Genomic DNA, 22,659 nt, shown 5'->3' on the forward strand with positions numbered 1-22,659 from the left:
ACCCCGAGACCAACGAGGCAAAGATCCGACTGCCACACCGACCCTCGACCACACTGCTCGTCGACACCCGACACGACCCGAAGGGGGTCCGGGGGGCGGATCGCCCCCCGGGAACAGGACACCCCTCGACATCGACACCCCGAACCGAGACAGTTACCGAGGCAGTCGACGTCGGGTGATTCACTATGCCCATGACGTTCCAGGCGATAGCTGCACTTGTGATGATTTCGGGTCCTGGCGACACTGCCGAAGAAGTTGAAGCAGTCAAGGCCACCATCGCGAAGTGGAACAGCAGTCATGCCAAGGACATGGGCGTCGTATTCGTCCCCCAGCACCATTCGACCAATACGGTCCCGGTCCTACGCGCGGGCGTGGATGGTCAGGCGATCATCAACGAGCAGATCACCGATCATGCGGATGTGATCCTTGCGTTGTTCAAGTACCGCCTAGGCACGCCGACCCCCCGAAACGAATATTCGGGCACCGTCGAAGAGGCTGAAGCTAGGCGTGAGACCGGGATGGCGCACATGTTCTTTTGGGAGGGCGACAGCCTCCCGATAGCCATCGCCAACAGTTCAGAGAAGATGACAGAGTGGAATGACCTCAAAACGTATCGAGAGACTTTCCACGACAATACAAGCGGGCTATATCACACATATAAGTCTTCCGAATCCTTGATTGATAAGGTCGAGACAACGCTGTGGCAGGACGCTCGAGAGTTAAAGGCGAGGAAAGATTCGGTTCAGCCAACTCCCGCCCGCTCTGCCCAAAAATTTGATCTCGACGTCTCCCTCGACGCAAATCAGGTTTGGCACTATCCAGACCTCCCTGAACTTATCGAGGTACTTATCGACCATGAGTTGAAGTCGTCGGCGGAACAAGAAGAGAAATTTTCGGCCAATGACATGATCGCCCGGAGTTTCGCCTCCGTTAACTCGACCTCATCGGTATTGTCGGTCGACGAAATTAAGCAATGGGCCACCCGCACGCGCGCAAACTTGCCTTCATTCGACGACAAGATCGCAGCGGCGGCCGGGCTACCCATAGTGGTCGAACTTTCCACCAGCAAGATCCTCAAGGATCTGGAGGTAGAGATCGTTTTCTCTGGGGTACGAGGACTCGACCCTTCCGAGGATGCGTTCACCGACGTTTGGACTCCACTGCAGAAACCCCGGAGTCTTGGCGTCGTATTTGGCGGGCACGTTCAGGATTTTCCGGTCTACAATCCTCCGCCGCTGTTCTCATCATGGGACGCAGATGGAGACGATGTTATCCTCACTGTTCGAGTTCCTGATCTACGCAAACAAAAGAAGCCCTTCGAGACGGAACCCGCGGTCGTCTTGATGATTCCTTTTAACCATGCCGGGGCGGAGAAAATTCGATATTCTTGGCGCGCCACAGCGACGAATGTGGAAGGCGAGGCAGAAGGTGAGGGCTCGCTGCTCGTTGCTCAGTCGGCGCGCGACGAAGTGATCGAATGGATGAAATCGGATTAGACCGCTAATTCTTCTTGTGCACGCCGTAGCGTGCGTCCATCGCAGAAGCGGGAGTCCGCTGATCTCGCAGAGCTGGCCGGCAGTGAACTCGCCGGATTCGTAGTCGGCGAGCAGGCGTTTGCGCTGCAAGGTGGACAGCTTCGGCTGCTTGCCTTGAGTCCGCCGGCCTTCGCTTCGGCGACGACTTCGACCTGAGCTCTTGCTGCACGTCGCCGTCAGAAGTGCTGGTCAGCGCAGGGTGGAGAACCCGTAATCCATGCTGCGGGGCATGTTGATCTATCTGGTGCAATATGCGGTCGGGTTCGTTGCTGTGTGGGAAGTGGTCAAGATGACGGCCCGAAGCGTCAGGGCGGCATTGAGAGAGGAGACGGTGGGCAACGGCGATCGGTGAGATCGGCTCGCGGGTCGGGTTCCCTCGGCCCGCGAGTAGCTTGCGGGCCGGGCGTCCTGGACGCTCAGGTGCGGGAGAGTGCAGCTTCTTCTCGGGCTCGGCGCAGGGTGGCGTACATCGCGGAACGCGACAGGCCGCTGATCTCGCAGAGCTGGCTGGCGGTGTACTCGCCGGATTCGTAGTCGGCGAGCAGGCGTTTGCGCTGCAAGGCGGACAGCTTCGGTTGCTTGCCTTTGAGGCGGCCGGCCTTCTTCGCTTCGGCCATGCCTTCGCGGGTGCGGGCGCGGATGAGGTCGGATTCAAACTCGGCCATCAGCGACAACATGCCGAAGAAGAGTTTGCCGGTGGGATCGGTCGGGTCGTGGACGGAGCCGCCGATGCTCAGGCGGGTGCCTTTGGCTTCGAGTTCGTCGGCGATTGCCCGGAGGTCAACGGCGGAGCGACCGAGGCGGTCGAGTTTGGTGACGACGAGGGTGTCGCCTTCGCGGCAGGCGGCGAGTGCTTCGCGCAGGCCGGGCCGGTGTCGGTTGCGGCCGGTGTAGCCCTTGTCGGTGTAGATCCGCTCATCGGGGACTCCGAGGCGTTTGAGGGCTGTGCGTTGCGCTCGCAGATCTTGGCCCGCGGTGCTGCATCGGGCATAGCCGATCAGGATTCCGTCCATGAGGCGACGATAGTGCTGTTTGGGTCAGCTATACGAGACCGACATGCAGGACGGTTAAACAGGTGTGAATGTGATCGCTATATGTCGTGGATTCTTGATCACTCTATGGCGTGCTGGTCTGGTGGACCGGGAAGACATTGCTCTTCGCATGGCAAACGGTGCCGTCTTTAGGATTTCTCTGCGCCAGGATCCGGAAGGGATGGCACTTCTTCTCCTGCCGACATCGGTCGGAGCGGCTGATGGTATCGCGATCAGCTTGCCTTTAGCACCCCACGGCCGTAAACAGTGTGGCCCACTGCCCCGCGTCCAACTGTTTCGGCAGTGCGTGTGCCGGAACACCGGCCTCACGCAAGACCTGGGCACACCGTCGCGCACGCCGACGCCCCACAACCCGGGACACGATGTCGGCGACGCCACGGCCCTTGCCGGTGAACACGTCATGGACGAAGGACGCGTACCGCGCACGCTCCGACCAGTCCACGAGAGGTTCCTCCCGGCGACGTATCACCAGGACACCGGCGTCGACGGTGGGGCGGGGACGGAAATGCGTGGACGGCACCCGCCCGTACTGTTCGAAGTCGACCCACGGCCACCACTGGGCAGTCATCATCGTGGCACCACCGACACCGGCGCGGCGGCGCGCGACCTCCCACTGCACCAGGAGCACCGCGTGGGTCCACCCCGGTGAGTGAAGGACGTGCCGCAGGATCGCGGTGGTCAGGTGGAACGGCAGGTTCCCCACCAGGACGTGCGGGCCGTCCGGAAGCACAAAATCAAGGACATCCTGCTCGTACAGGTGGACCTCCGGGCGCAGCCGCTTCTCCAACCACCGGACAGAGGCCGGGTCGATCTCGACGGCGGTCAACGATCCACCGGCAGCCAAGACACGATCCTGAAGGGGAAAGGTCAGCGCCCCGTGTCCCGGGCCGATCTCGATGACCGGGACGGAGGCGTTGACGGGGACGAGGTCGACGATCCGTCTGATCGTCGCCTCATTGACGAGGTAGTTCTGGCCGTTCTCGTGACGGCCCTTGTTCGGCCTGTAGGTAGGCATGGAAAGACACTCCGCAGCAGATATCGTGCTCCGGGCATGCCGAAAAGGCCGCCCGGCTGGACAAGCTGAGCGGTGGGTGTCTCTACCTCCGTGGAACGTCCCCCGTTAGCGCACACACCCACCGGCGGCTCCGGGGTTCCGGAGCCGACCGAAGGTGGTGAAAATTGCATTCATTGCGCCCATGGGGTGAACCATACCACAGCACGCGGATGCCTGACCTGCCCTGTCCCGGTCATCCAAAACTGTCATGTGGACCTGACCCGGTCGGTCTGCCGACTGGTGCTGGATACGCCGCCGGGGTCAGATTGGTGGGTGAGTACCTACGCCTCCACGGAGGTACGGCAGCAAGCAACGTGCATGCGCTGGCAGAAACAATTCTGTCTGATGTTCTCCCTCGGCTCGGGCTAGGTAATGAGTAGTAGTACAAAACTGTACTGCCCGTTCTCTCTTGTCTTGAAATGCTAAAGGTTTACAAGACATCTACGGCGAACGCACTGAAACAGGGCGCTCCTGCGAGAATCGACCCGAAAACTGTCTCGTATACCTGTCTCACCGTAATGTGTTCCACCTTCTTCCAATCTGGGGTTTGGTGAGGCATGATGGTGGTCATGAGACTGTTGGGCTACACCCGGGTGTCCACCGTCGGTCAGGATCCGACTCTTCAACACGACGCCTTGGTCACCGCCGGGGTTCAGGACCGTGATGTCTTCAGCGATGTCACCTCCGGGGCGAAAAACGCCACTGAGCGTCCGGGGATGAAGAAGCTCCTCGCCTACGCTCAACCCGGTGACACGGTGGTGGTGTGGCGCATCGACCGGCTGGGCCGGTCCCTACTCGATGTACTCAACACGGTGAACCTGTTACGCGAACGAGACGTGAAAATCAAGTCCGTCTCCGACGGCATCGACCCGGAGACCTCCTCGGGCCGGTTGATGCTCGGCATGCTGGGCACCCTGGCTGAGTACGAACGAGAACTGATCACCGAACGCGTCAACGCCGGCATCGCCGCAGCAAAGTCCAACGGCACCCGCTTCGGCCGACCACCTGTGGATCCAGAGGTGGTCGACCGCAAACTCGCCATCGTCGCCGAGGAACGAGCCAAAGGCCGCAGTGCCGAAGACGCCGCGAGCATGGTCGGCTGGTCACGGGCGACACTGTACCGCCATCTGCAGGGCGCCAAACGACGACAGTCAGCACTGCCCGCCTGACACGGACACAATGACCAGCGCGTGAGGTGACGGTGATGGACGAGATGCAACGCTGGGAGATCCTCCGGCTCCACATCGAAGACGACATCACCCTGACCGACCTGGCACAGGCCACCGACATCAGCACCCGAACCCTATCCCGGTGGGTAGCCCGATACCGCGCCGACGGAATCCGCGGGCTACGCAACACCACACGATCCGACGCCGGAGCCCATCGCATATCCGCGGAACTCGTCGCCTACATCGAACACCTTGGTCTCACCAAGCCACGCCCATCGATCGCCGCCCTGCATCGCCTCGTGAGCTGTCGAGCACAACAACTATCGCTGAAACCACCCAGCTACGCCACCGTGCGCAGCATCATCCAAGCCCTTGACCCGGCGATGGTCACCCTCGCATTGGAGGGCCCGACGTCCTACCGAGATCGACACGAACTGGTCTACCGGCACCGGGCTGAACACCCCAACGCCATCTGGCAGGCCGATCACACCCAACTCGACATCCTCATCCAGAACCCGGACGGCACCCCGACTCGCCCCTGGCTCACCATCATCATCGACGACTACTCCCGGGCAGTGTGCGGCTACATGGTCACCACCACCGCACCCTCGGCAATGAACACCGCCCTGGCACTACGCCAGGCGATCTGGCGAAAAACAGACCCCACCTGGGCGATGTGCGGTATTCCCGACGTCCTCTACGTCGATCACGGCTCCGACTTCACCAGTGGCCATATCACGTACACCACGACAGCACTGAAGATCCGGATCATCCACTCGACCATCGCCCGTCCGCAGGGCCGCGGCAAGATCGAGCGGTTCTTCAGCACCGTCAACACCGAACTTCTCACCACCCTGCCCGGCCACCTCGCCCCCGGCGTCCGCAACCCACACCCCGTACTAGACCTGACGAGCCTGGATACCGCCGTCGGCGAGTTCATCAGCAGCTACAACCAGCGCACGCATTCTTCAATCAACACCAGCCCGAAAGCCGCGTGGATCGGGCAGGGGTGGATCCCCAGAATGCCGGAGAACCTTGAAGAACTCGACGGACTCCTGCTGCGGGTCTCCACCCACCGCTGAGTCCAGCGAGACGGCATCCACTTCCAAGGCCAGCGCTACATCAGCCCGACCCTGGCACCTTTTGTCGGCCATGACGTCACCATCCGCTACGACCCGCGGGATCTCTCCGAGATCCGGGTCTACGACCACGACACGTTGCTGTGCGTCGCTGTCGATGAAGACCACCCCAACCAGCGCTACAGCCTGGCCGATATCCAGGCCGCTCGTCGACGCCGACGGCGTCAACTACGTGCCGGGATCAACGAGCGCATCCCCATCCACGAGCCACGCCCATCAGACCTTGCCCCTGTGAACCCCGATGTGAGCGCCGAAGCGCCACGGCCGCGTGGTCGTACGTCTCGCCTGCGGACCTATGAAGAGGACCTGTCACCATGAACCGCGACTTCATCGTCACCAAAGAGCACCGCCGCTTCGTCGAGTTCGCCAACGCGATCCGCAAAGACGCCACCATCGGCATCTGCCACGGTGATGCAGGAGTCGGCAAAACACAGTCCGCCAGACGCTATGCCCACTGGGATGCTCTGGGCTCGTTCATTGACGACTGGGGTCCACGCAGTGAATCTGACCTGGCCATCTACGCGACGGCTCATCGGGCGCGCACCGTGTTCTACACCCCTGAGGTGCAACCGAAGTACCGGACGTTGATCCGTGACATCGAATTTTACCGGGGCAAACTCGACGTCTGCATCATGGAGCATCTGATGGCCACCGGACAGCGGGACAGGCTCCACATGCGCAGATCCAGTGGCGAGAAGCTCACCCAACTGATCATTATTGATGAGGCAGAACGTCTGCCTCCCACCGCCCTGGAGATGCTGCGCGACATCCACGATCGTGACGGTGTGGCGATCATGTTCATCGGCATGCCCGGTATTGACCAGCGCTTCCGGCACTACCCTCAGTTGTTCAGCCGGCTGGGGTTCTCGCATCGCTACCGTGCCCTGGGCAAAGACGAGCTGCTGTTCGTGCTGAACCGGCACTGGAGGCGCCTGGGTAGAGAATTGAACCCGGAGGATTTCACGGATGCGCAGGCCATCGCCGCGATCGAGCGGCTGACCCGCGGCAATTTCCGTGTGGTGGAGCGATTGTTCCCACATAAACAGGACGGTCGGATGGCCGTCTTCCGCAGGACACGATCGAGTGCCGGACCGTTTCGGGGTGTGCTGTTTGAGGATCGTCAAACAGCACAGTCGCTCAGAGCACCACGTGCCGCCGGACGTAATGCAGTCGAGGTGTTCATGCTCTGACAACGAGAAGACCCCACCCGTGGGTGGGGTTCTTCTCGAGCATGATGGGCGCGCAAGGCTGGAAACCGCTGGGTGGAGCTGCCCACAGGGGGTACTTACGCTCCGGAGACCTCCTACACGTACCCACTTCCCTCGGCTACTGCCTTGGGCACCCCAAACGGTACCACCATCCACCGCTCAGGCGACTTGCCCCGTCTCGCTTCCTCGATCTCCCGCCATCAAGGAACTGAGTCAGACAAGTCGGCCCCGATCGATCCACTGCGCACGCTCGGCGAATCAGGGTCGCTCCTGCCGACCGAGCTGGGAGCGACGACGAAAGTCCAACCCGAGTCACTGTTCCAGTGCCACCCTCGCCTGAACTTCCCGATGAGCCACAAGTCCGTGAATCCAGGGGGCAGGTTAGGGGGTCTCGTGGGCATCACGTCGCATTCGAGTGGCGTCGCGAACTGCCGGTACTCAGTGAACCCCGAATTCGGTACGGACTCCGGAGCGCCATCGAGGTGAAGACACACGCCATGATAGGGAAGCGCCGGATCGGACATGACTTTCCTACGGATACCGACAGGATCCTTTTCGTTGCTGGACAGGAACGCCTCAACCACCTCGAGCGTGCTGTCGGGATTCGTGACCCCTGTGGTGTGCCACATGAAATCGATAGCAACTCGCGTAGTCCGCTGTCCTGCAGGAATCTGCAGCACTTGGACGACTCCTGCGATGGCAGCAAACTCCTGTTCAAGCTCTGTCGTGCCGGCGTCAGATCTATCTCGGGCGAGAGACTTCAGCCCCCGTACCTCCATCTTGCGGAGCAGCGGAATCAAGCGCTCCTCCAAGCCACGGAAGACCACACCAAATTCGCACATCACCGCCCAGCACTCAGAGAGGGAGGAAGTGTCAAACCCCTTGAACCGCTTGGTGTACTGGTTGTAGGAACTCCGAAAGTCGGAATTGGTGATCGACCCAACCTCCAGGACGCCGATACACAGATGGGACTCGCGGGCGCTCTCGGACTTGCCGAAGACTTGGTAGTCGACCATTCCGTTCTCACTACCGTCATCGTGCGGTTCCAGCCTCACGGGCGAGTTGTGCTCGATGATGCTGCGAGCGAGCCGCTCAACCTGTGATTCTTTCTTTTGCGCACGCCCTTTGCGAGCCGCCATCATGCCCCTCCTGTCGTCGGCTGAGAGCCGCTGGTAAGCGACGAACTCATGCGAGCGAGTCGACAATCTTCATCGTCTCGACCGCAACGGTGGTGACACGTTTGATCAGGTCGACGATGTAGGTCGGGTCGTCGTGCTCGTCGCACCAATCGTTCGGGTCGTTGACGATCCCCGATGCCTTGTCGGTTTTGACCTGGTAGCGGTCGAGGATCCACGCCAACGCAGACCGGGATCCGAGCATGTACCGCTCGGCTTCCTCGGGGATGCCCGCGATGGTGACCTTCGGGTTGTAGACGATGACGCTGCGGTCGTCGATGTTCTTGCCGGTCTCGGGGTCTTTCTTCTTGCCCCACTTGAGCTTCGACACTCGCCAGGTCTCGCGGTCCTCGGCGGATGTGCCCTTCTTGAGCTGAATATCCAGTGGGTACGGCTCGACGGTCTCGTAGCCGACATGCAGTTCCGACAGTCGCCGGCCTGCATCGGCAAGCTGCTCGAATCGCTCCCGCGATTCCGGGGTCGGGATGTGCGGGAGCATCTTCTTCAGATCCGCCGCGTACGTCTCGCGGTAGGCGGGGGCGTGAAGCAGGCCGTAGACATAGTAGAAGATGTCATCCCTGGTGACCTGGTCGCCGACGGCGTCGCGATAGAGCGCGAGGATGTCGTTGGTGATGTTGTCGACTCGCCGGTAGCCGTATGCGTCTACGTCGTCCATTGCCGTCGCGAAGTCCAGCTCGCCCTCCGCAGACTCGGCCTTGGTGTAGGTCCAGCGAGGGAAAAACTGACCACCGCTCCCGGCGCCGGTGACGTGGAGGTTGGGGATCCGGTTCAGCATTAAGGCCGAGAAGGGAACGTCTGATCCGGACCCAACGCAGTAGAAGCCGAGATTGTCGTGCTGTTCAGACGGGAAGATCGCGGGGATCTTGGCTCGCCGCTCGTTTAGTCCTGCTGCGGTGTAGGAGACCTGTACGTTGAACGGACGGTAGATGGAGGTCGTAACGCTTTCGGGATCGAAGTCGAGCCGCCTGCCGCGAATCAAGCGTTGCTTCAACGCCGCGGACCACTTGATGGAATCTGACTCAGTGGCCGCAGGATCCGCCGCAAAAAAGAGAGACGCCACAGAATCCGTTCTTTTCGTGATTCCGTTGCTGGCGCAGAACGCATCGAAGTTGTCGAGTGCCCGGTTGTAGTTCTCGATCAGCTTCTTGACGTCGGACACAACACGTTTGCGTGAGAACCCATACACCCATGCATCTCTGGCCGTGCTGATCCCGAGTGAATAGGTAGCGAATACTGCTGCTTCCTTCGAGCTCGCGTCACTACTGCCGATGGCGGGCCAGACGGAGTATTCGTCATTGCGTTGGTTGGTCCAGTCGCCGTGGGTATTGGGGATGATGGTCTGCCAGTCCACGGTGGTGAGGTCGCCTCCGGCGACGATCTCGAGCTTCTGCTCGCGGGTGAGGTAATCGCCGATGTCGCGGTAGAAGATCTCGCACGGCCCGGTGTGGGTGGGGTTCTTGACGCCGATGAGGATGGCGACGGTATTGCGGCTTCCTGATCCGAAGATCTTCCCGCCTTCCTTCCGGGAGATTTCGCCGGCGGTGCGCTGGTTGCCGCGCAGGTTGTAGACGTAGATGCGGGAGTACTCGTCGGCGAGCGCCCGTCTGATGCCGTCGCCACTGTTGGATTCGATCCAGCCTCCGTTGGACACAAACGCGACGACGCCGGTGCCACCGATGCGGTCGGTCGCCCACCGGAAAGCGCGGACGTAGGAGTCGTAGAGGTTTCGCTTGAGTCCGGCTGAAGATCGCTGAGCGAAGGTCTGCTCGATTCTTCCGTCCAAGGTTGGGTAGGACACGTTCGCGTTCTCGTCGTTCGCTGAGGTCTGCCCCACCGAGTACGGAGGATTCCCGACTACGACGTTGATGGGGATGGAGTTCTGCCGGACGATGCGGTCGTTGTTCTGCGGGAACATCACCGAGTCGAGACTGTCGCCGTCCTCGGTGATCTGGAAGGTGTCAGCGAGAACGATCCCCTCGAAAGGCTGATACTCCGTGGCTTCTTCGCTGCCGATAAGAGCGTGGTAGGTCGACTCGATGTTCACTGCCGCGATGTAGTACGCGAGCAGCATGATCTCGTTGGCGTGCAGCTCGCCGGCGTACTTGCGGGCCAGGTCCTCGGGGCGGATGAGCCCGGATTGCAGCAGCCGGGTCATGAACGTGCCGGTGCCGGTGAACGGGTCGAGGATGTGCACACCCTGGTGGGTCAGGCCGCGGCCGAACGCGTCGCGGGATGCCTGGTCGGCGGCGCGGAGGATGAAGTCGACGACCTCGACGGGGGTGTAGACGATGCCGAGGGCGTCGGACTGCTTCTTGAAGCCGATGCGGAAGAACTTCTCGTACAGCTCAGCGATGACCTTCTGCTTGCCGTCGGCGGTGGTGACCTCGGCGGCCCGGATCCGCACCGAATCGTAGAAGCCCTCAAGTTTCGCGGTCTCGGCCTCCAGACCGGAGTCACCGAGCCGGTCGACCATCGCCTGCATCACCCGCGAGACCGGGTTGTGGGAGGCGAAGTCGTGTTCGGCGAACAACGCGTCGAACACCGGCTTGGTGATCAGATGCTGCGACAGCATGCTGATCGCATCGTCCGCGGTGATCGAGTCGTTGAGGTTGTCACGCAGCCCCTGCAGGAACTGTTCGAATGCCGTGGCCACGGCCGGGTCCGCGCCATCGAGCAAGGCGCGGATACGCGTGATCTGGGAGGAGGCGATGTTGGCAACATCAGAAGCCCAGTCTTCCCAGTAGGCGCGGGTGCCGACCTTGTCGACGATCTTGGCGTAGATCGCCTCCTGCCATTCGGACAAAGCGAACAGAGCCATCTGTGTGGCCATCTGCCCACCATCCGTACCACTACCGCTGCCATCGTCGGAACTGCCCAGCCCACTGGTCTCACCGCCGGCGGTGCTGGTGGAGACGGATTCGCCACTGTCGGTGGTGGGTCCGATATGCCCGCCGAGCAGCCGGTCGCTGCCTTTCCCTGTCACGGGGTCGCCGGTGCCAGCGTTGAGGGCAATCGAGTTGACCATCGCGTTGAACCGGTCGTCGTGTGCGCGCAGCGCGTTGAGGACCTGCCAGACCACCTTGAACCGGCGGTTGTCCGAGAGCGCTTGCGACGGGGCGATGCCGGCAGGGACAGCGACGGGCAGGATGATGTAGCCATAGTCCTTGCCCTCGTTTAGTCGCATCACCCGGCCGACGGACTGGACGACGTCGACGATGCTGTTACGCGGATGCAGGAACAACACCGCATCCAACGCTGGCACGTCGACGCCCTCCGACAAGCAGCGGGCGTTCGACAGGATCCGGCATTCGCCCTCGGGGACGGGGGCTTTGAGCCAAGACAGTTCCTTGTTGCGTTCGAGGGCGTTGAAGGTGCCATCGACGTGGTGCACCACGCACCGCAAGTCGCGGTTGGTGTCGTCGACACGGCGGCCGTCGTTCTCCTGGTCGTCGAGCAGATCGAGGTAGGCGTCGACGACCGAGGGAAACACATCAGCGACCTGCTTCGAGGCGGCGATGTCCTTGGCGAACGCTACAGCGCGGCGCATCGGTGGTTCGCCGGGGACGAAGCCGGTTCCGTCGGGAGTGCGGCCAGCGCGTTTGGCCAGGCCGTTCCAGCAGCCGACGATTTTCGAGGCGTCGTCAAGAGTCAGCTCGGTGTAATCGCCAGCGAGCTGAGCCTGCATCGGCGCGGCGATCAGTTCCTCGTCGACGGTCAGCACGATGACCTTGTAGTCGGTAAGGCGGCCTCGCTCGACTGCTTCGCCGAACGACAGACGGTGGAATTCTGGGCCGAACAGGGTCTCGTTGTCCATCGAGAACAGCTCAGCGGAGTGCTCGTCGGCCTTGTCCTTGACGGCGTCGTCGAAGATCCGCGGGGTCGCGGTCATGTACAGGCGGCGATCGGCTTTGAGGTAGTCGCCGTCGTGCACACGCACGAAGTTCGAGTCGTCCCCGCCAGCGGCGGTGAAGCCGGTGGTGCGATGCGCCTCGTCACAGATGACAAGATCGAACGGGTCCACACCCTGTTTCTGTGCGTCCGCGACGACGGGCAGCGACTGGTAAGTGGTGAACACCACCGTCAGGCCCTTGGCGCGTTTGCGATGTTCCATCTCCGCGGCCAGGGTGCCGGCATCGGTGGTCACGGGGATCGCGACGTCATGGGCGGCGATGTCCTCGGCGGCGCGGGAGACCTTTTGGTCCGAGCACACCGCGAATGCGCGCAGGTCCAGGCGGGTCTGGGCGGTCCACTCACGCAGAGTCTGCGACAGCAGAGAGATCGACGGGACTGCGAACAAGACGCGGGCGTGGCCACCATTTTCGATGGCAGTGCGTTCGGCGATCTTCAAGGCGGTGAAGGTCTTGCCGGTACCGCAGGCCATGACGAGTTTGCCGCGGTCGTGACCAGCACCGAATCCGGTGAACACCTTCTCGATCGCCTCGGCCTGGTGCGGAAGCGGGTCGTGCCGAACGGCTTCGGTGAGTTCGACCTCCGGGACCCCGTCGGTCCAGTCCTCGATATTCCAGGAGATCGGGGACTCGGCGATCTCGGTCAGCCCGATCCGCTGCACTGGGATCGACTGGCCCTCAAGGGCATCCTCGGCATGCTTGGACCACCGGTCGGTCGTGGAGATGATCACCCGGTTGGTGAAGGGAGCTTTTCCTGAGGCAGTGAAGAACGAGTCGATGTCGCCCTTGGCGAGGGTGTGGGTCGGTTCGTAGAACTTGCACTGAATCGCGGTGTGTTCGCCGGTGTCGCGAGCCACGGCTACCAGGTCGATACCAGTGTCGGGTTTGCCGTCCCGGCCGGGCCAATCCGTCCACCGCCACACCTGCTCGTACTGTTGGCTCAGCATCGGGTCGAGCTGGAAGTAGCGGACCATGAGCTGTTCGAACCGGGTGCCACGTTCCGAGTTCGACGGAGCCTTGCGGAACGCCTCGATGACCTCGTGCACAGAACTCATGACCGCCCCTTCGCATACAACATCACTCGGCAGTCATCTTGCCCTGTCACCGTCGTCGGGCGGCGTAGCGGGCGCAAGTGCGCGAACGCGTCGGGCCCCGCCGCTATACTGAATACGTTCCTGGGTGACGCCCGGGAACTGCCTTTCCTGGGAGAGCCAGGCATCCGATTCGCGATCGGAAGAAGGCGCGCAGCTGATGGACGCCCCTCGGATCCGAGAACTGAGGGCGAATCCGGTCGATAGCGATATCGAGCCGGTGTCTTGACGCTGCGGAAAGCCGCCCCGTCAGCGCGGAGATTGTGCCGCTGACGGAGGTTCTGTGGCTGTCGTAACCACCTTTCTGATGAGCTCGTGGTGGATTCCACTGCTCGTGATCGCTCCCCTTGCGATCGTGTTCCTGCTGGCCGGCGTCATGGCGGTGGCCGCTCCGTCACCGGAGCGGCGCGCTGATGCGTACCGCGTGGTGACGGCGATCCTGCAGACCAGGCTTTTCACCCGCAGTACCCGTGATGAGGACACCTCGGATGCATGACGGGCCCAACACGCCTCGATGACGGTGCCGAACCCTAAACTGTTCACGCAGTGCAGGAATACCTGGAAGTCGCAGACCCTGACTGCGGCGGAACGGACAACATGGAGGGGCATTCCGATCGACCCCGAACTCGGTGAGTGCTTGAGACGCGGCGCGAGCACCTGCGGCATCCCCCGACCTGTCGTATCCGTGAGGCCAGCGCATGGGTGAAGCGTGGGCCGAAGTCGATTTGAAGGACGCGCGTACCTCGCTCGACAAGGAGGTCTACGCCGTGGTCGAGGACCTCGTGAAGAACAAGGGATGGCGCCTCCGGGAGCAGGGCCACAAGTACGCGGTGTACTGCCCGTGCACCGAGGGGCGGGCGAACTTCATCACGTTGCCCGGGACCTCGAGAAACCCGGGAAACGCGGCCAAGCGGGTGAAACGGTCCGCCTCGCGATGCCCGGATCGGCACGAGCTGATGAAGTAGCGCCTAGGGCTGTTGCCATTTGACAACAAGCCGGTGGGTGCGCATGCTGGGGACATGTCCCCGACCGAATTCGAGCTTATTTTCGTGATCCCGGATCTCACCGGACCGGGTGACGACCGAATCGCGCTGGTCGAGGAGCACCTGGACGTTGTGGTCGAGTCACACAGCGGCCTCACCCTCGCCACCGTCACGGCCGAGGGCGCCGATGCGGTCATCGCGGCCCGGACTGCAGCAGCAGTGCTGTCCGCATGTGGGCTCCCGCCGGTGCGGTCCTACCCGGACATGGTCACCCGCCAGGACATCGCCGACCGGGCCGAAGTGTCCCGTCAGGCGGTCGGGAATTGGGTGCGTGGCGAGCGCGTGCAGTCCGACCCCTTCCCCACGCCGATGAACCTGGTCGGTGGCGGCGTCTGGTTGTGGGGCGACATCGTCGCCTGGCTTCGACGACGCGGACACGACATCGAGGACATGGCGTTCCCCTCGCTCGCCGATCACAGCCGCATCGATGCTGTACTGCTACAGACCCCAGCACGCTCGGCGAGGTTCGCCGGGCACGTGGCCCTGTCCGGTGAACGGGCAACCGCCTTGTACGCCCCGTCCGTCAGCGCGACGAACCGTGGCTGGGCTGAGGAGAGCTTCCAGTCGAGCTACGCCCTGGCCATATGATCGACATCCCGCGACCCCGCACGGTCACCGACGCTCGCGAACTGCTTGAGCTCGCCGAACTCACCGACATTGTCTTCTACGAAGTCCTCGGCCGACGCACCTCGAACCGCGAGGAAGAACCGCTGTCGATCCAGATCGCACTGCGCCGTGAGGAACTCCTCCTCGAGATCCGCTGCCGGGCCACTGTCGCCGGCGCCGGAGGCGAATACGTGACCGATGCCTCGGCCGTATTTACTCTGCGCGAACCGATCGACGCCCACGACGGGGTCGTGACCGAGTTCGTCGAACGTGTCGGCGTGATGGCTGTCTACCCTTACCTCCGCGAGTCCATCAGTCAGTCTGCGGCCAAATTGGGCCTCGACCGCCCAATCTTGAAACTGCTCCGCCCCGGCGATGTCCATGTCACTCTCGACGACCGGAGCCCGAACGTCGAAGATTGACATAAGAGCCGATATCGGGGCCGTGTGTGGGGCCGCAACTCGTCCCACCGCCTGTCGCCACACGCTCGGCCGACGCCGGTACCGACCGAGGAAAACTGTGAGCGGTTGCGCGCGTCGAGCCACGGTTGCAAGATCATCCGCACCGCCCGTGATCGCCCCGATCAGGACCGGATTGTCGCGTACCGGCAGGCCTTCCTCGCTACGGGGCATCGGCTACTAACGGATTCGCCCCGGTCGACGACGAGTGAGTGCCTCACGGCAGAAAGCATCCCCGCCGCAAGGGGTACGGCGGGGATGGCCGGATCGAAGTATGCCAGGTCGACCCTTTTCGAACCTCGAGGTCGACCAGCTCTGGCAGCCGGTAGTACAGGGACCCCGGCGGGGGGTTCACGGGCCGGCCGGGGGTTTGCGCAGGTCCTGGAGTTCGGCGCGCAGTTCGGCGGCACGTTCGCGGGCGGCTTCGGCTTGCGCGTGTGCGGCGGCGGCGTCGGCGCGGGCGGTCTCGGCGCGGTCGCGTTCGGCTGCCGCGGCGGTGCGGGCGGCGGTGAGTTCGGCGTCGAGCCGCCGGGTGTGTTCGGCTGCGGTGGCCGCCGCGGCGTCTTTCTCGGCGATCGCTCGGGTCAGCCGCTCGCGGTGCTCGTCGAGCTGCCCGGTGAGCAGCTCGATCCGGTGCTCGAGGCCGACGATCTGCTCGCGGTGGGCCGCTGCGGCCTGATCGAGCTGCTGCTGCCAGCGGTCCTGTGCCGCGGCGTGGTCGGCCCGGGCTGCGGCGAGCTGGGCGAGGGCCTCGGTGGCCTCGGCGTCGGCGGCCGTGGCGGCGGCATCGGCGTCGGCGCGTTCGGTGCGAGCGGTGTCGAGTTCGTCCCGCAGTGCCGCGATCTCGGCGGCGGCGTCGGCCCGGACCTTGTCGGCCTCGGCCTGCACGCGCCGCAGCTGTGCATCGATCGCCGCCGGATCGGCGAGCAGATCGGTCGCGGTGGTGATCGACGACGCGATCGTCGTCAGCGTCTCGAGCATCGCCTGGGTTTCGCGGCGCAGCAGTGGTACCGCGTCGGCGAGGGTGCCGATCGCCGAGGTCGGATCGGTCGGCAGCGCATCCTGTTGTTGCTGGGCGCGGGCCTTGTCTTTCTGGCGCTGCCGCCAGGCCCGTACCCGGTCGGCGTCGGTGGCGTATTCGCGGCGCCGTCCCCCTCTGGTTTCCTCGGCCATGACCTCGCCCTCCCGACCCGATGACGTTCGTATCCGGCATCGTAACACCATTCGTTACGTACGTATCATGATACGTACGTAACGAATGAAAAGGATCGATGCCATGCCGATCGCTGCGAGGCGCGATGGCGTACCTCGCGAGGGGGGGCGTCTGCGGCCTCCGGGCACCTCGTCGGGCCGCTCCCCGCCATGGACCCGGGGGGCGGCGGTGGCCACCGGCGACGTCATCGTTGCGAGGACGCGGTGGCAGCTTGGTCGATCCCCGGTCGCTCGAGGGGCAGGACAGTGCCGGCGGACCCCCACTTCCCCCGCGTCGTGGACGGCAGTGACCGCCGGCGAGGCGCGGTGTGCAGGCCGGTGCGAGGGTGCCCGGCATCGGAGGTTCTTCCGGCTCTCGACGCCCGGTTCCTGCGGAAACGATGCGGCAGGCCGATGCTTCCCGAAGTCCGCTGTGCGCGTCCCTCCATCGACCTGCCAAGTCTCACTCTAACGCGCGTAATCGAACATGTGTTCCCTAGGGTTCAGTCTGACTTTCGGTTCTCTGAACTGCTGGTTTGCTTCGCGGACGGCGTCTTCGGCGGTTGATCCGTTCGCTGCGGAGCTGTCCGTGTACGAGCGAGGGCCGACGGCGTAGTTATCCAGCGCGATAATGCCCAATAGTGACCAACACGGTCCCCGGCTGTCTTCCGGACGCCCTACGGTGACCTCATGGGGCGAACAAGTGGACTGGCTGCAGCGTCACTGTCGATTGGGGCACTGTTCCTGAGCGGATGTGTATCCAATACCGAGGAACCGGAGACCTTCCCCGCTACGGTCACTGTCGTCGGGAACGCGGAGCAAGCCGATCCACAGACCGGACAGTGCATCATCACCACGATCCCGATCGCACCGAACGACATCGTGTACCTGCACGGCGAAAGCGCGGCAGCCTCGGCACGTTCCGTGCTGGAAATCGATACCGTCGAACGCAATGCCGACGGCACGGGAGTGTGTACCTATGTGGCGCACTTCGAGGCAGTTCCTGCCAATCAACGCAGCTACACGGTCACCGTGAGCAGCTCGGCACCCTATGCCGCAACCTTCGAGTCGTCTTCCTTCAACGCGGGCGAGATCGAAGAAGGAGCGACGTTCTACCTACACGAATTCCCGCCCCGCACCGATACCTCGGGTGCAGGCGACAGCGGCCCTATGGGGACACCGTAGCTCCGGTCGAAGACAACTACGTCGACTTCATCATGGACACTCGAGCACCAGCTCAGGGGAACACGTGTGCGAAAATCTGTGGTGTGGTGTCCTACGAGCGCCCGCCGAAGTTCTGCCCGAACGGGCACCGGCTGGGACCGCACCGGGTGGTCGTGGGCTGGACACCGTGCACCTGCACAACGGCCCTGCGCCCCTCCGGGGCCACCGGACACCGCACCTATCTGTGTCTCGTCTGCGAGGCGGAGATCGCCGTTCCGCGCCATACGGGACCGCCGTTCACCGGGGTGCAATGGCCACCGAGACAGACACAGGAGCAGCCAAGGCCCGACTCGGAAGGTGAGCGAGCCGGCCGGATCGCAGACGGGGCGACCCGCCGGGATCCAGAAAATTAGCTTCGCCGAATTTGTGGTGTGACCTGGGAAAACGACACGCTCCTCTTCTGTCGTGTCGATCAGAGACAGAACCACCATGAAGCCCGGCGATCAGGGTGAAGGTCAGCGCACGCGGCACGTGCGTGTTCACCGTCGAAGACATCGATGAGGACACCGGCATGGGCGATGATCGAGGTCAACGCCGACAGTCCGCTCACCTATCCGTGGCCGGCGCGCGTGAGCGATCTCGTGCCTGTCGAGGACTGACTCCGAGAGTCCTTCCTCCTGACGTTCGCTCTCGCTCCACCTGTTTGGTACCGATCCGCGTTTCCGCTACGGTGACCGCTGCAATCACCCGAGTTCCCCCGACAGGTGAGTGATTCCCTGAGGGGTCGAAGGATGGTCCCCGGCGCCCCGCCGGGGGACCATCGCCTTTCCGCTGATGGGCTGCGCGTGCAGCGGACGACACCGTGGCTACCCTCGGCGCGTGGAAGAAGGGGTAGCCGTAGCATCCGCCGGAAATCGGGCGGATTTGGCGTATCCGACTGGTGGGCACGGGGTTTCGAGTTCGGCATGCACTGTCGACTGGTTGGTGCTTGACTGCCGATGATGATGTTGGTCGGTGCTGGTGGAGGCTGAGGTCGTGGCGACGCGGATGTTCGCGGACGAGGAGTTGGAACGACTGCGGGGATTCCCGGAGATCAGCCGCGAGGAGCTGTTCCGGTACTTCACGCTGACGCCTGCGGATCTGGCGTTCGTGGATCCGGGCCGGGGCCGGGGCCCAGCCGAGCGGCTGGGCTTGGCGATCGCGTTGTGTACGCTGCCGTGGCTGGGATTCGTGCCGGATCGGCTGGTCACGGCTCCGCCGGTGGCGGTGGCTCGTGTCGCCGAGCAGTTGCGGTTGGATCCGGTGGTGATCGGTGCCTACGGCAGGCGAGCCAAGACCCGCACCGAGCATGTGCGCCTGGCCGCGCGGTACCTGGGATGGCGTGCGGTCGGTGCGCTCGAGTTCAAGGAGCTCGATGAGTTCCTGCTCGCGCGGGCGATGGAGCACGATTCCCCGACTCTGCTGTTCCGGCTGGCGTGTGAGTATCTGATCTCGGCGAAGGTGATCCGGCCAGGCCCGGTCACCGTGGTCGAGCGGGTCGCCCACGCCCGCCACCAGGCCCAGACCGAAACCTATGACCGGCTCGCTCACGAGTTCACTGCGGCGCGGTGCGCGGAGTTGGACGGCTTGCTTGTCACCGACGCTTCGCTGGGGATCTCGCGGTTGCGGTGGCTGTCGACCGGGCCGGTGGAGGCCTCGGCGGCCGCGGTCCGCGCCGAGGTCGACAAGCTGGGTTTCCTGCGCGGGTTGGGCGCTGATCGGCTGGATATGTCGGTGCTGCCCGCCGAGCGGCGCCGGTTTTTGGCCACGATGGGCCGGCGCCTGAGTCCGCAAGCGCTGCAACGTCGGGATCCGCAACGCCGGTATCCGATCCTGCTCACGGTGCTGGCCCAGTCCGGCACCGATGTCCTCGATGAGGTCGTGGCGTTGTTCGATCAGGCGATCTCGGTGAAATTCGGTGCTGCCGAACGGAAGATGCAGCAGCGGCTGGCCGAACGAGGAAAGACTGGAGAGGACCGTCAGGCGCTGCTGGACGATCTGTTGGAAATCGTCACCGACCCCGGCGTTCCGGATGAGGAGATCGGTGCGCTGATCCGCGGCGAGAAGATCGGGTGGGAGCGCCTGCGCGCGGCGATCGCCCAGGCCAAGCCCAGGTTGCCGCGTGATCACGGGCATCTGGCGGCGTTGGATTCCTCCTACAACTACCTGCGTCAGTTCACCCCCGCGGTGCTCGAAGCGGTGCGCTTCTGCGGCGGTACCGCCGCGACCGAGTTGCTGATCGCGGTGAACATGCTGCGCGAGTTGAACGCGACCGGGCGGCGCAAGGTCTTCGATGACGCCCCGACCGGGTTCGTGCCGATGAAGTGGCGCGGCTACCTCGACGAGGCCCGCAAATCCGGCAGCGCGACCGCGTATCGGCACTACTGGGAGTTGTGTGTGCTGCTCGGATTGCGTGACGGGTTGCGCAGCGGGGATGTGTTCGTGCCGGGCTCGCGCCGTTACGCCGACCCGGCCGCCTACCTGCTCACCACCGGGCAGTGGGAACCGCAACGCGTTGAGTTCTGCGGCCTGGTCGGGCGATCCGCCGATCCTGGCGTCGCGCTGGCCACCGTGGTCGCCGAACTGCACGACGCTCTCGGTGAGCTGGAGGAGGTGCTGGCCGGCGGGGACGGCCCGGTCCGGCTGGACGAGGGCGGGGATCTGGTGATCTCGCCGCTGAGCGCGGAAGATGTTCCCGCCGAGGCGATCACGCTCAAGGCCGAGCTGACCGAAATGCTGCCGTTCGCGCCGATCGTGTCGCTGCTGATCGAGCTGGACAAACGCACCGGCTACCTGGACTGCTTCACCCACGCCGGCGGTCAGGCCACCCGGACGCCGGAGCTCAAACGCAACCTGATCGCGGTACTGCTGGCGCACTCGACGAACCTGGGGTTGACCCGGATGGCCGAGGCGTGCGGAATCACCTACGACATCCTGGCCTGGACCGACGAGTGGTATGTGCGCGAGGAGACCCTGCGCGCGGCCAACCTGGTACTGGTCGGCTACCACCAGCGGCTGCCGCTGACCGCGGTGTTCGGCGCCGGAACACTGTCGTCGAGCGACGGGCAGCGTTTCCCGACGCGCGGTAAGTCGACCACGGCGCGGCCGTTGAGCCGCTATTTCGCCAGCGAGGGCCTGTCGACCTACACCCATGTCAGCGACACCCACGCCACCTACGGCACCAAGGTCATCGTGGCGACCAAACGCGAAGCCCACTACGTGCTCGATGAGATCCTGGGCAACGCCACCGATCTGCCGATCACCGAGCACGCCACCGACACCCACGGGGTCACCCTGGTCAACTTCGGGTTGTTCGACCTGCTCGGGATGCAGCTCTCGCCACGGATCCGGGATCTGGGGCGGATCACCCTGTACCGGCCGGGCCCGCGCGCCGAGGCCGAGGCCCGGTTCCCGCACGCGGGCCCGCTGATGACCCGCAAGGCCAACCTGGGTTTGATCGCCGAGCACTGGGACGATCTGCTGCGGTTGGCCGGATCGCTGAAGTTCGGGCACGCCACCGCGTCGCTGTTGGTCGGCAAGCTGTCGGCGTCGGGGCGGCAGAACACCCTGGCCGCGGCGCTCAAGGAGTACGGGGCGCTGCGGCGCACCATTTACGCCGCGAGATACCTCTCCGATCCGGACTACCGGCGCAAGATCTCGCGGCAGCTCAACAAGGGCGAGTCGCTGCACGCGCTGCGCCGCGACCTGCTCTATGCCCATGAGGGGATGATCCGGGCGCGCCACCTCGAGGACCAGACCGAGCAGGCCTGGTGCCTGACCTTGACGACCAACGCTGTGATCGCCTGGACCACAGAGTATTACGGGTTCGCTGTCGAGCAGATGCGCCGGACCGGGCAGCGTATCGATGACGAGGTCCTGGCCCACATCAGCCCGGCCCACAGTGCCAACATCAACTTCTTCGGCGCGATCGAGGTCGACATCGACGCCGAGCTGGCCCAGCTGGGCCCGACCGGGTACCGGCCGCTGCGGGTGCGCGACACCTTGTTCTGACCGCGCGGAACCGGGGCCCGTGGTTACGGCGTGGCGATGTCGATAGCGGTGTCTGCTGGCGTGGGTGTTCGGTGGGCGGTGAGGAAGTTGTCGACGAGCCGGGTGCAGTCGTCGTGGTCGATGCTGCGTAATCCGGTGAGACGGGCGAACACGATCGGGCCGAGGAGTTCGATGATGGCGAAGGTGGTGTCGAGCTCGCCGAGCATCGCGCGGGCCTCGGGACTGGTGAGGATCTGGTCGAACGGGTGGCGGTACTGCTCGATGACGCGCGCGCGCAGCGAGGTGACCGCGGCCGGGTCGGGGTGGTCCTCGCCGATGGAACCCATCGCCAGCCAGGCCAGGGTGGTCATCTGCACCGGAGCCTGTTCGATGAGGTCGGCCTGGCTGGCGAGCAGCGCCAGGAGCCGCTCACGCACGGGCCCGGTGCCGGTCGGTGTGTCGACCTGGGGAAGTAGTCGTTCGAAAGTCGCCGCGAGCAGCTGGGTGGTGCTGCCGAAGTGCCGGTAGAGGGTGGCGCGGGCGACCTTCGACACGCGGGTGACCGCCTCGACGGTGACCGCCTCGACACCGCCGGTGGACAGCAGATGGGTGGCCGCGTCGAGCAACCGGTTGCGTGAGCGCGCCAGTCGCGGATCGGCCTGCTCGTCGTCCGCGGCGAGCGGGTCGGTCGCCGCCGGGCCTGAGTCGGTCATGGACGCGCCTTCCTCCGAATTCGTGTCGTTGAACTCTTGATATGGGTGAACTCTATCCCACCCCCAACCACTATGATACGAATGGTCTCGTACAGATACCGTT

The 22,659-nt window shown here is 63.9% G+C and carries 17 protein-coding genes and 1 pseudogene; 12 read left to right on the forward strand and 6 right to left on the reverse strand.

What is annotated here, in order from left to right:
• Positions 1–191 precede the first annotated feature (191 nt).
• The gene (locus ACFWB0_RS21365; RefSeq protein WP_371054034.1) at positions 192–1,496 is read left to right on the forward strand and encodes a hypothetical protein; all 1,305 of its coding nucleotides are present in this window, start codon (positions 192–194) and stop codon (positions 1,494–1,496) included.
• A gap of 268 nt (positions 1,497–1,764) precedes the next feature.
• A complete protein-coding gene (locus ACFWB0_RS21370) occupies positions 1,765–1,887 on the forward strand; it encodes a hypothetical protein (protein WP_371054033.1) in 123 nt (40 codons plus the stop codon).
• A 64-nt stretch (positions 1,888–1,951) separates the two neighbouring features.
• Here the strand turns inward: ACFWB0_RS21370 and ACFWB0_RS21375 are convergent, their stop codons facing one another.
• Both ACFWB0_RS21375 and ACFWB0_RS21380 read right to left on the reverse strand, forming a co-directional pair.
• On the reverse strand, positions 1,952–2,548 hold the full coding sequence (locus ACFWB0_RS21375; protein WP_072815705.1) for a recombinase family protein: 597 nt from the start codon (positions 2,546–2,548) through the stop codon (positions 1,952–1,954).
• 262 nt (positions 2,549–2,810) lie between these two features.
• Entirely contained in the window at positions 2,811–3,602 is a 792-nt protein-coding gene (locus tag ACFWB0_RS21380) for a 23S rRNA (adenine(2058)-N(6))-methyltransferase Erm(50) (protein WP_176453837.1), read from the reverse strand.
• Between the two features lie 608 nt (positions 3,603–4,210).
• On the opposite strand from ACFWB0_RS21380, the gene ACFWB0_RS21385 reads away from it, so the two are divergent.
• From ACFWB0_RS21385 to ACFWB0_RS21400, 4 genes and pseudogenes are all read left to right on the forward strand, one after another.
• Positions 4,211–4,810: a recombinase family protein gene (locus tag ACFWB0_RS21385; protein WP_070434800.1), complete on the forward strand. Its 600-nt coding sequence runs from the start codon at positions 4,211–4,213 to the stop codon at positions 4,808–4,810.
• A gap of 35 nt (positions 4,811–4,845) precedes the next feature.
• A complete protein-coding gene (locus ACFWB0_RS21390) occupies positions 4,846–5,892 on the forward strand; it encodes a DDE-type integrase/transposase/recombinase (RefSeq protein ID WP_378492435.1) in 1,047 nt (348 codons plus the stop codon).
• Positions 5,893–5,904: 12 nt separating this feature from the next.
• Positions 5,905–6,267: pseudogene (locus ACFWB0_RS21395) on the forward strand (Mu transposase C-terminal domain-containing protein); the annotation flags it as partial.
• Positions 6,264–7,139, forward strand: coding sequence for an AAA family ATPase (locus ACFWB0_RS21400; RefSeq protein WP_371054032.1), 876 nt, complete (start codon positions 6,264–6,266; stop codon positions 7,137–7,139). The pseudogene ACFWB0_RS21395 and the gene ACFWB0_RS21400, both read left to right, overlap by 4 nt.
• Before the next feature lie 218 nt (positions 7,140–7,357).
• Here ACFWB0_RS21400 and ACFWB0_RS21405 read toward each other — a convergent pair whose 3' ends face one another.
• Both ACFWB0_RS21405 and ACFWB0_RS21410 read right to left on the reverse strand, forming a co-directional pair.
• On the reverse strand, positions 7,358–8,299 hold the full coding sequence (locus ACFWB0_RS21405; RefSeq protein WP_371054031.1) for a hypothetical protein: 942 nt from the start codon (positions 8,297–8,299) through the stop codon (positions 7,358–7,360).
• Positions 8,300–8,342: 43 nt separating this feature from the next.
• On the reverse strand, positions 8,343–13,316 hold the full coding sequence (locus tag ACFWB0_RS21410; RefSeq protein WP_371054030.1) for a DEAD/DEAH box helicase: 4,974 nt from the start codon (positions 13,314–13,316) through the stop codon (positions 8,343–8,345).
• Between the two features lie 319 nt (positions 13,317–13,635).
• On the opposite strand from ACFWB0_RS21410, the gene ACFWB0_RS21415 reads away from it, so the two are divergent.
• From ACFWB0_RS21415 to ACFWB0_RS21430, 4 genes are all read left to right on the forward strand, one after another.
• Positions 13,636–13,848 carry a hypothetical protein gene (locus tag ACFWB0_RS21415; RefSeq protein ID WP_229582518.1) on the forward strand — a complete coding sequence of 71 codons (213 nt, stop codon included), beginning with the start codon at positions 13,636–13,638 and terminating at the stop codon, positions 13,846–13,848.
• 202 nt (positions 13,849–14,050) lie between these two features.
• The gene (locus ACFWB0_RS21420) at positions 14,051–14,317 is read left to right on the forward strand and encodes a hypothetical protein (RefSeq protein ID WP_258914071.1); all 267 of its coding nucleotides are present in this window, start codon (positions 14,051–14,053) and stop codon (positions 14,315–14,317) included.
• Between the two features lie 54 nt (positions 14,318–14,371).
• Positions 14,372–14,983, forward strand: a complete 612-nt coding sequence (locus tag ACFWB0_RS21425; protein WP_229582521.1) for a hypothetical protein — start codon at positions 14,372–14,374, stop codon at positions 14,981–14,983.
• Positions 14,980–15,423 (forward strand): hypothetical protein, encoded by a 444-nt coding sequence (locus tag ACFWB0_RS21430; protein WP_258914070.1) that lies wholly within the window; start codon positions 14,980–14,982, stop codon positions 15,421–15,423. Before ACFWB0_RS21425 ends, ACFWB0_RS21430 begins: the two co-directional genes overlap by 4 nt.
• Before the next feature lie 387 nt (positions 15,424–15,810).
• Here the strand turns inward: ACFWB0_RS21430 and ACFWB0_RS21435 are convergent, their stop codons facing one another.
• On the reverse strand, positions 15,811–16,632 hold the full coding sequence (locus ACFWB0_RS21435) for a hypothetical protein (protein WP_371054029.1): 822 nt from the start codon (positions 16,630–16,632) through the stop codon (positions 15,811–15,813).
• 708 nt (positions 16,633–17,340) lie between these two features.
• Here ACFWB0_RS21435 and ACFWB0_RS21440 point away from each other — a divergent pair.
• Complete coding sequence (locus ACFWB0_RS21440; protein WP_052040198.1) at positions 17,341–17,835, forward strand: hypothetical protein; 495 nt, start codon at positions 17,341–17,343, stop codon at positions 17,833–17,835.
• A gap of 1,014 nt (positions 17,836–18,849) precedes the next feature.
• Entirely contained in the window at positions 18,850–21,864 is a 3,015-nt protein-coding gene (locus ACFWB0_RS21445) for a Tn3 family transposase (RefSeq protein WP_039583599.1), read from the forward strand.
• Between the two features lie 23 nt (positions 21,865–21,887).
• On the opposite strand, the gene ACFWB0_RS21450 is transcribed toward ACFWB0_RS21445, so the two are convergent.
• Entirely contained in the window at positions 21,888–22,556 is a 669-nt protein-coding gene (locus ACFWB0_RS21450; RefSeq protein ID WP_039583585.1) for a TetR/AcrR family transcriptional regulator, read from the reverse strand.
• Between the last annotated feature and the right edge of the window lie 103 nt (positions 22,557–22,659).

It is taken from the genome of Rhodococcus sp. NPDC060086, from assembly GCF_042730275.1.
Taxonomy (GTDB): Bacteria; Actinomycetota; Actinomycetes; order Mycobacteriales; family Mycobacteriaceae; genus Rhodococcus.

Coding starts and splice junctions, on each gene's coding strand:
- ACFWB0_RS21365 (WP_371054034.1), top strand. CDS start 192: ATGACGTTCCAGGCGATAGCTGCACTTGTGATGATTTCGGGTCCTGGC.
- ACFWB0_RS21370 (WP_371054033.1), top strand. CDS start 1,765: ATGTTGATCTATCTGGTGCAATATGCGGTCGGGTTCGTTGCTGTGTGG.
- ACFWB0_RS21375 (WP_072815705.1), bottom strand. CDS start 2,548: ATGGACGGAATCCTGATCGGCTATGCCCGATGCAGCACCGCGGGCCAA.
- ACFWB0_RS21380 (WP_176453837.1), bottom strand. CDS start 3,602: ATGCCTACCTACAGGCCGAACAAGGGCCGTCACGAGAACGGCCAGAAC.
- ACFWB0_RS21385 (WP_070434800.1), top strand. CDS start 4,211: ATGAGACTGTTGGGCTACACCCGGGTGTCCACCGTCGGTCAGGATCCG.
- ACFWB0_RS21390 (WP_378492435.1), top strand. CDS start 4,846: ATGGACGAGATGCAACGCTGGGAGATCCTCCGGCTCCACATCGAAGAC.
- ACFWB0_RS21400 (WP_371054032.1), top strand. CDS start 6,264: ATGAACCGCGACTTCATCGTCACCAAAGAGCACCGCCGCTTCGTCGAG.
- ACFWB0_RS21405 (WP_371054031.1), bottom strand. CDS start 8,299: ATGATGGCGGCTCGCAAAGGGCGTGCGCAAAAGAAAGAATCACAGGTT.
- ACFWB0_RS21410 (WP_371054030.1), bottom strand. CDS start 13,316: ATGAGTTCTGTGCACGAGGTCATCGAGGCGTTCCGCAAGGCTCCGTCG.
- ACFWB0_RS21420 (WP_258914071.1), top strand. CDS start 14,051: ATGGGTGAAGCGTGGGCCGAAGTCGATTTGAAGGACGCGCGTACCTCG.
- ACFWB0_RS21425 (WP_229582521.1), top strand. CDS start 14,372: ATGTCCCCGACCGAATTCGAGCTTATTTTCGTGATCCCGGATCTCACC.
- ACFWB0_RS21430 (WP_258914070.1), top strand. CDS start 14,980: ATGATCGACATCCCGCGACCCCGCACGGTCACCGACGCTCGCGAACTG.
- ACFWB0_RS21435 (WP_371054029.1), bottom strand. CDS start 16,632: ATGGCCGAGGAAACCAGAGGGGGACGGCGCCGCGAATACGCCACCGAC.
- ACFWB0_RS21440 (WP_052040198.1), top strand. CDS start 17,341: ATGGGGCGAACAAGTGGACTGGCTGCAGCGTCACTGTCGATTGGGGCA.
- ACFWB0_RS21450 (WP_039583585.1), bottom strand. CDS start 22,556: ATGACCGACTCAGGCCCGGCGGCGACCGACCCGCTCGCCGCGGACGAC.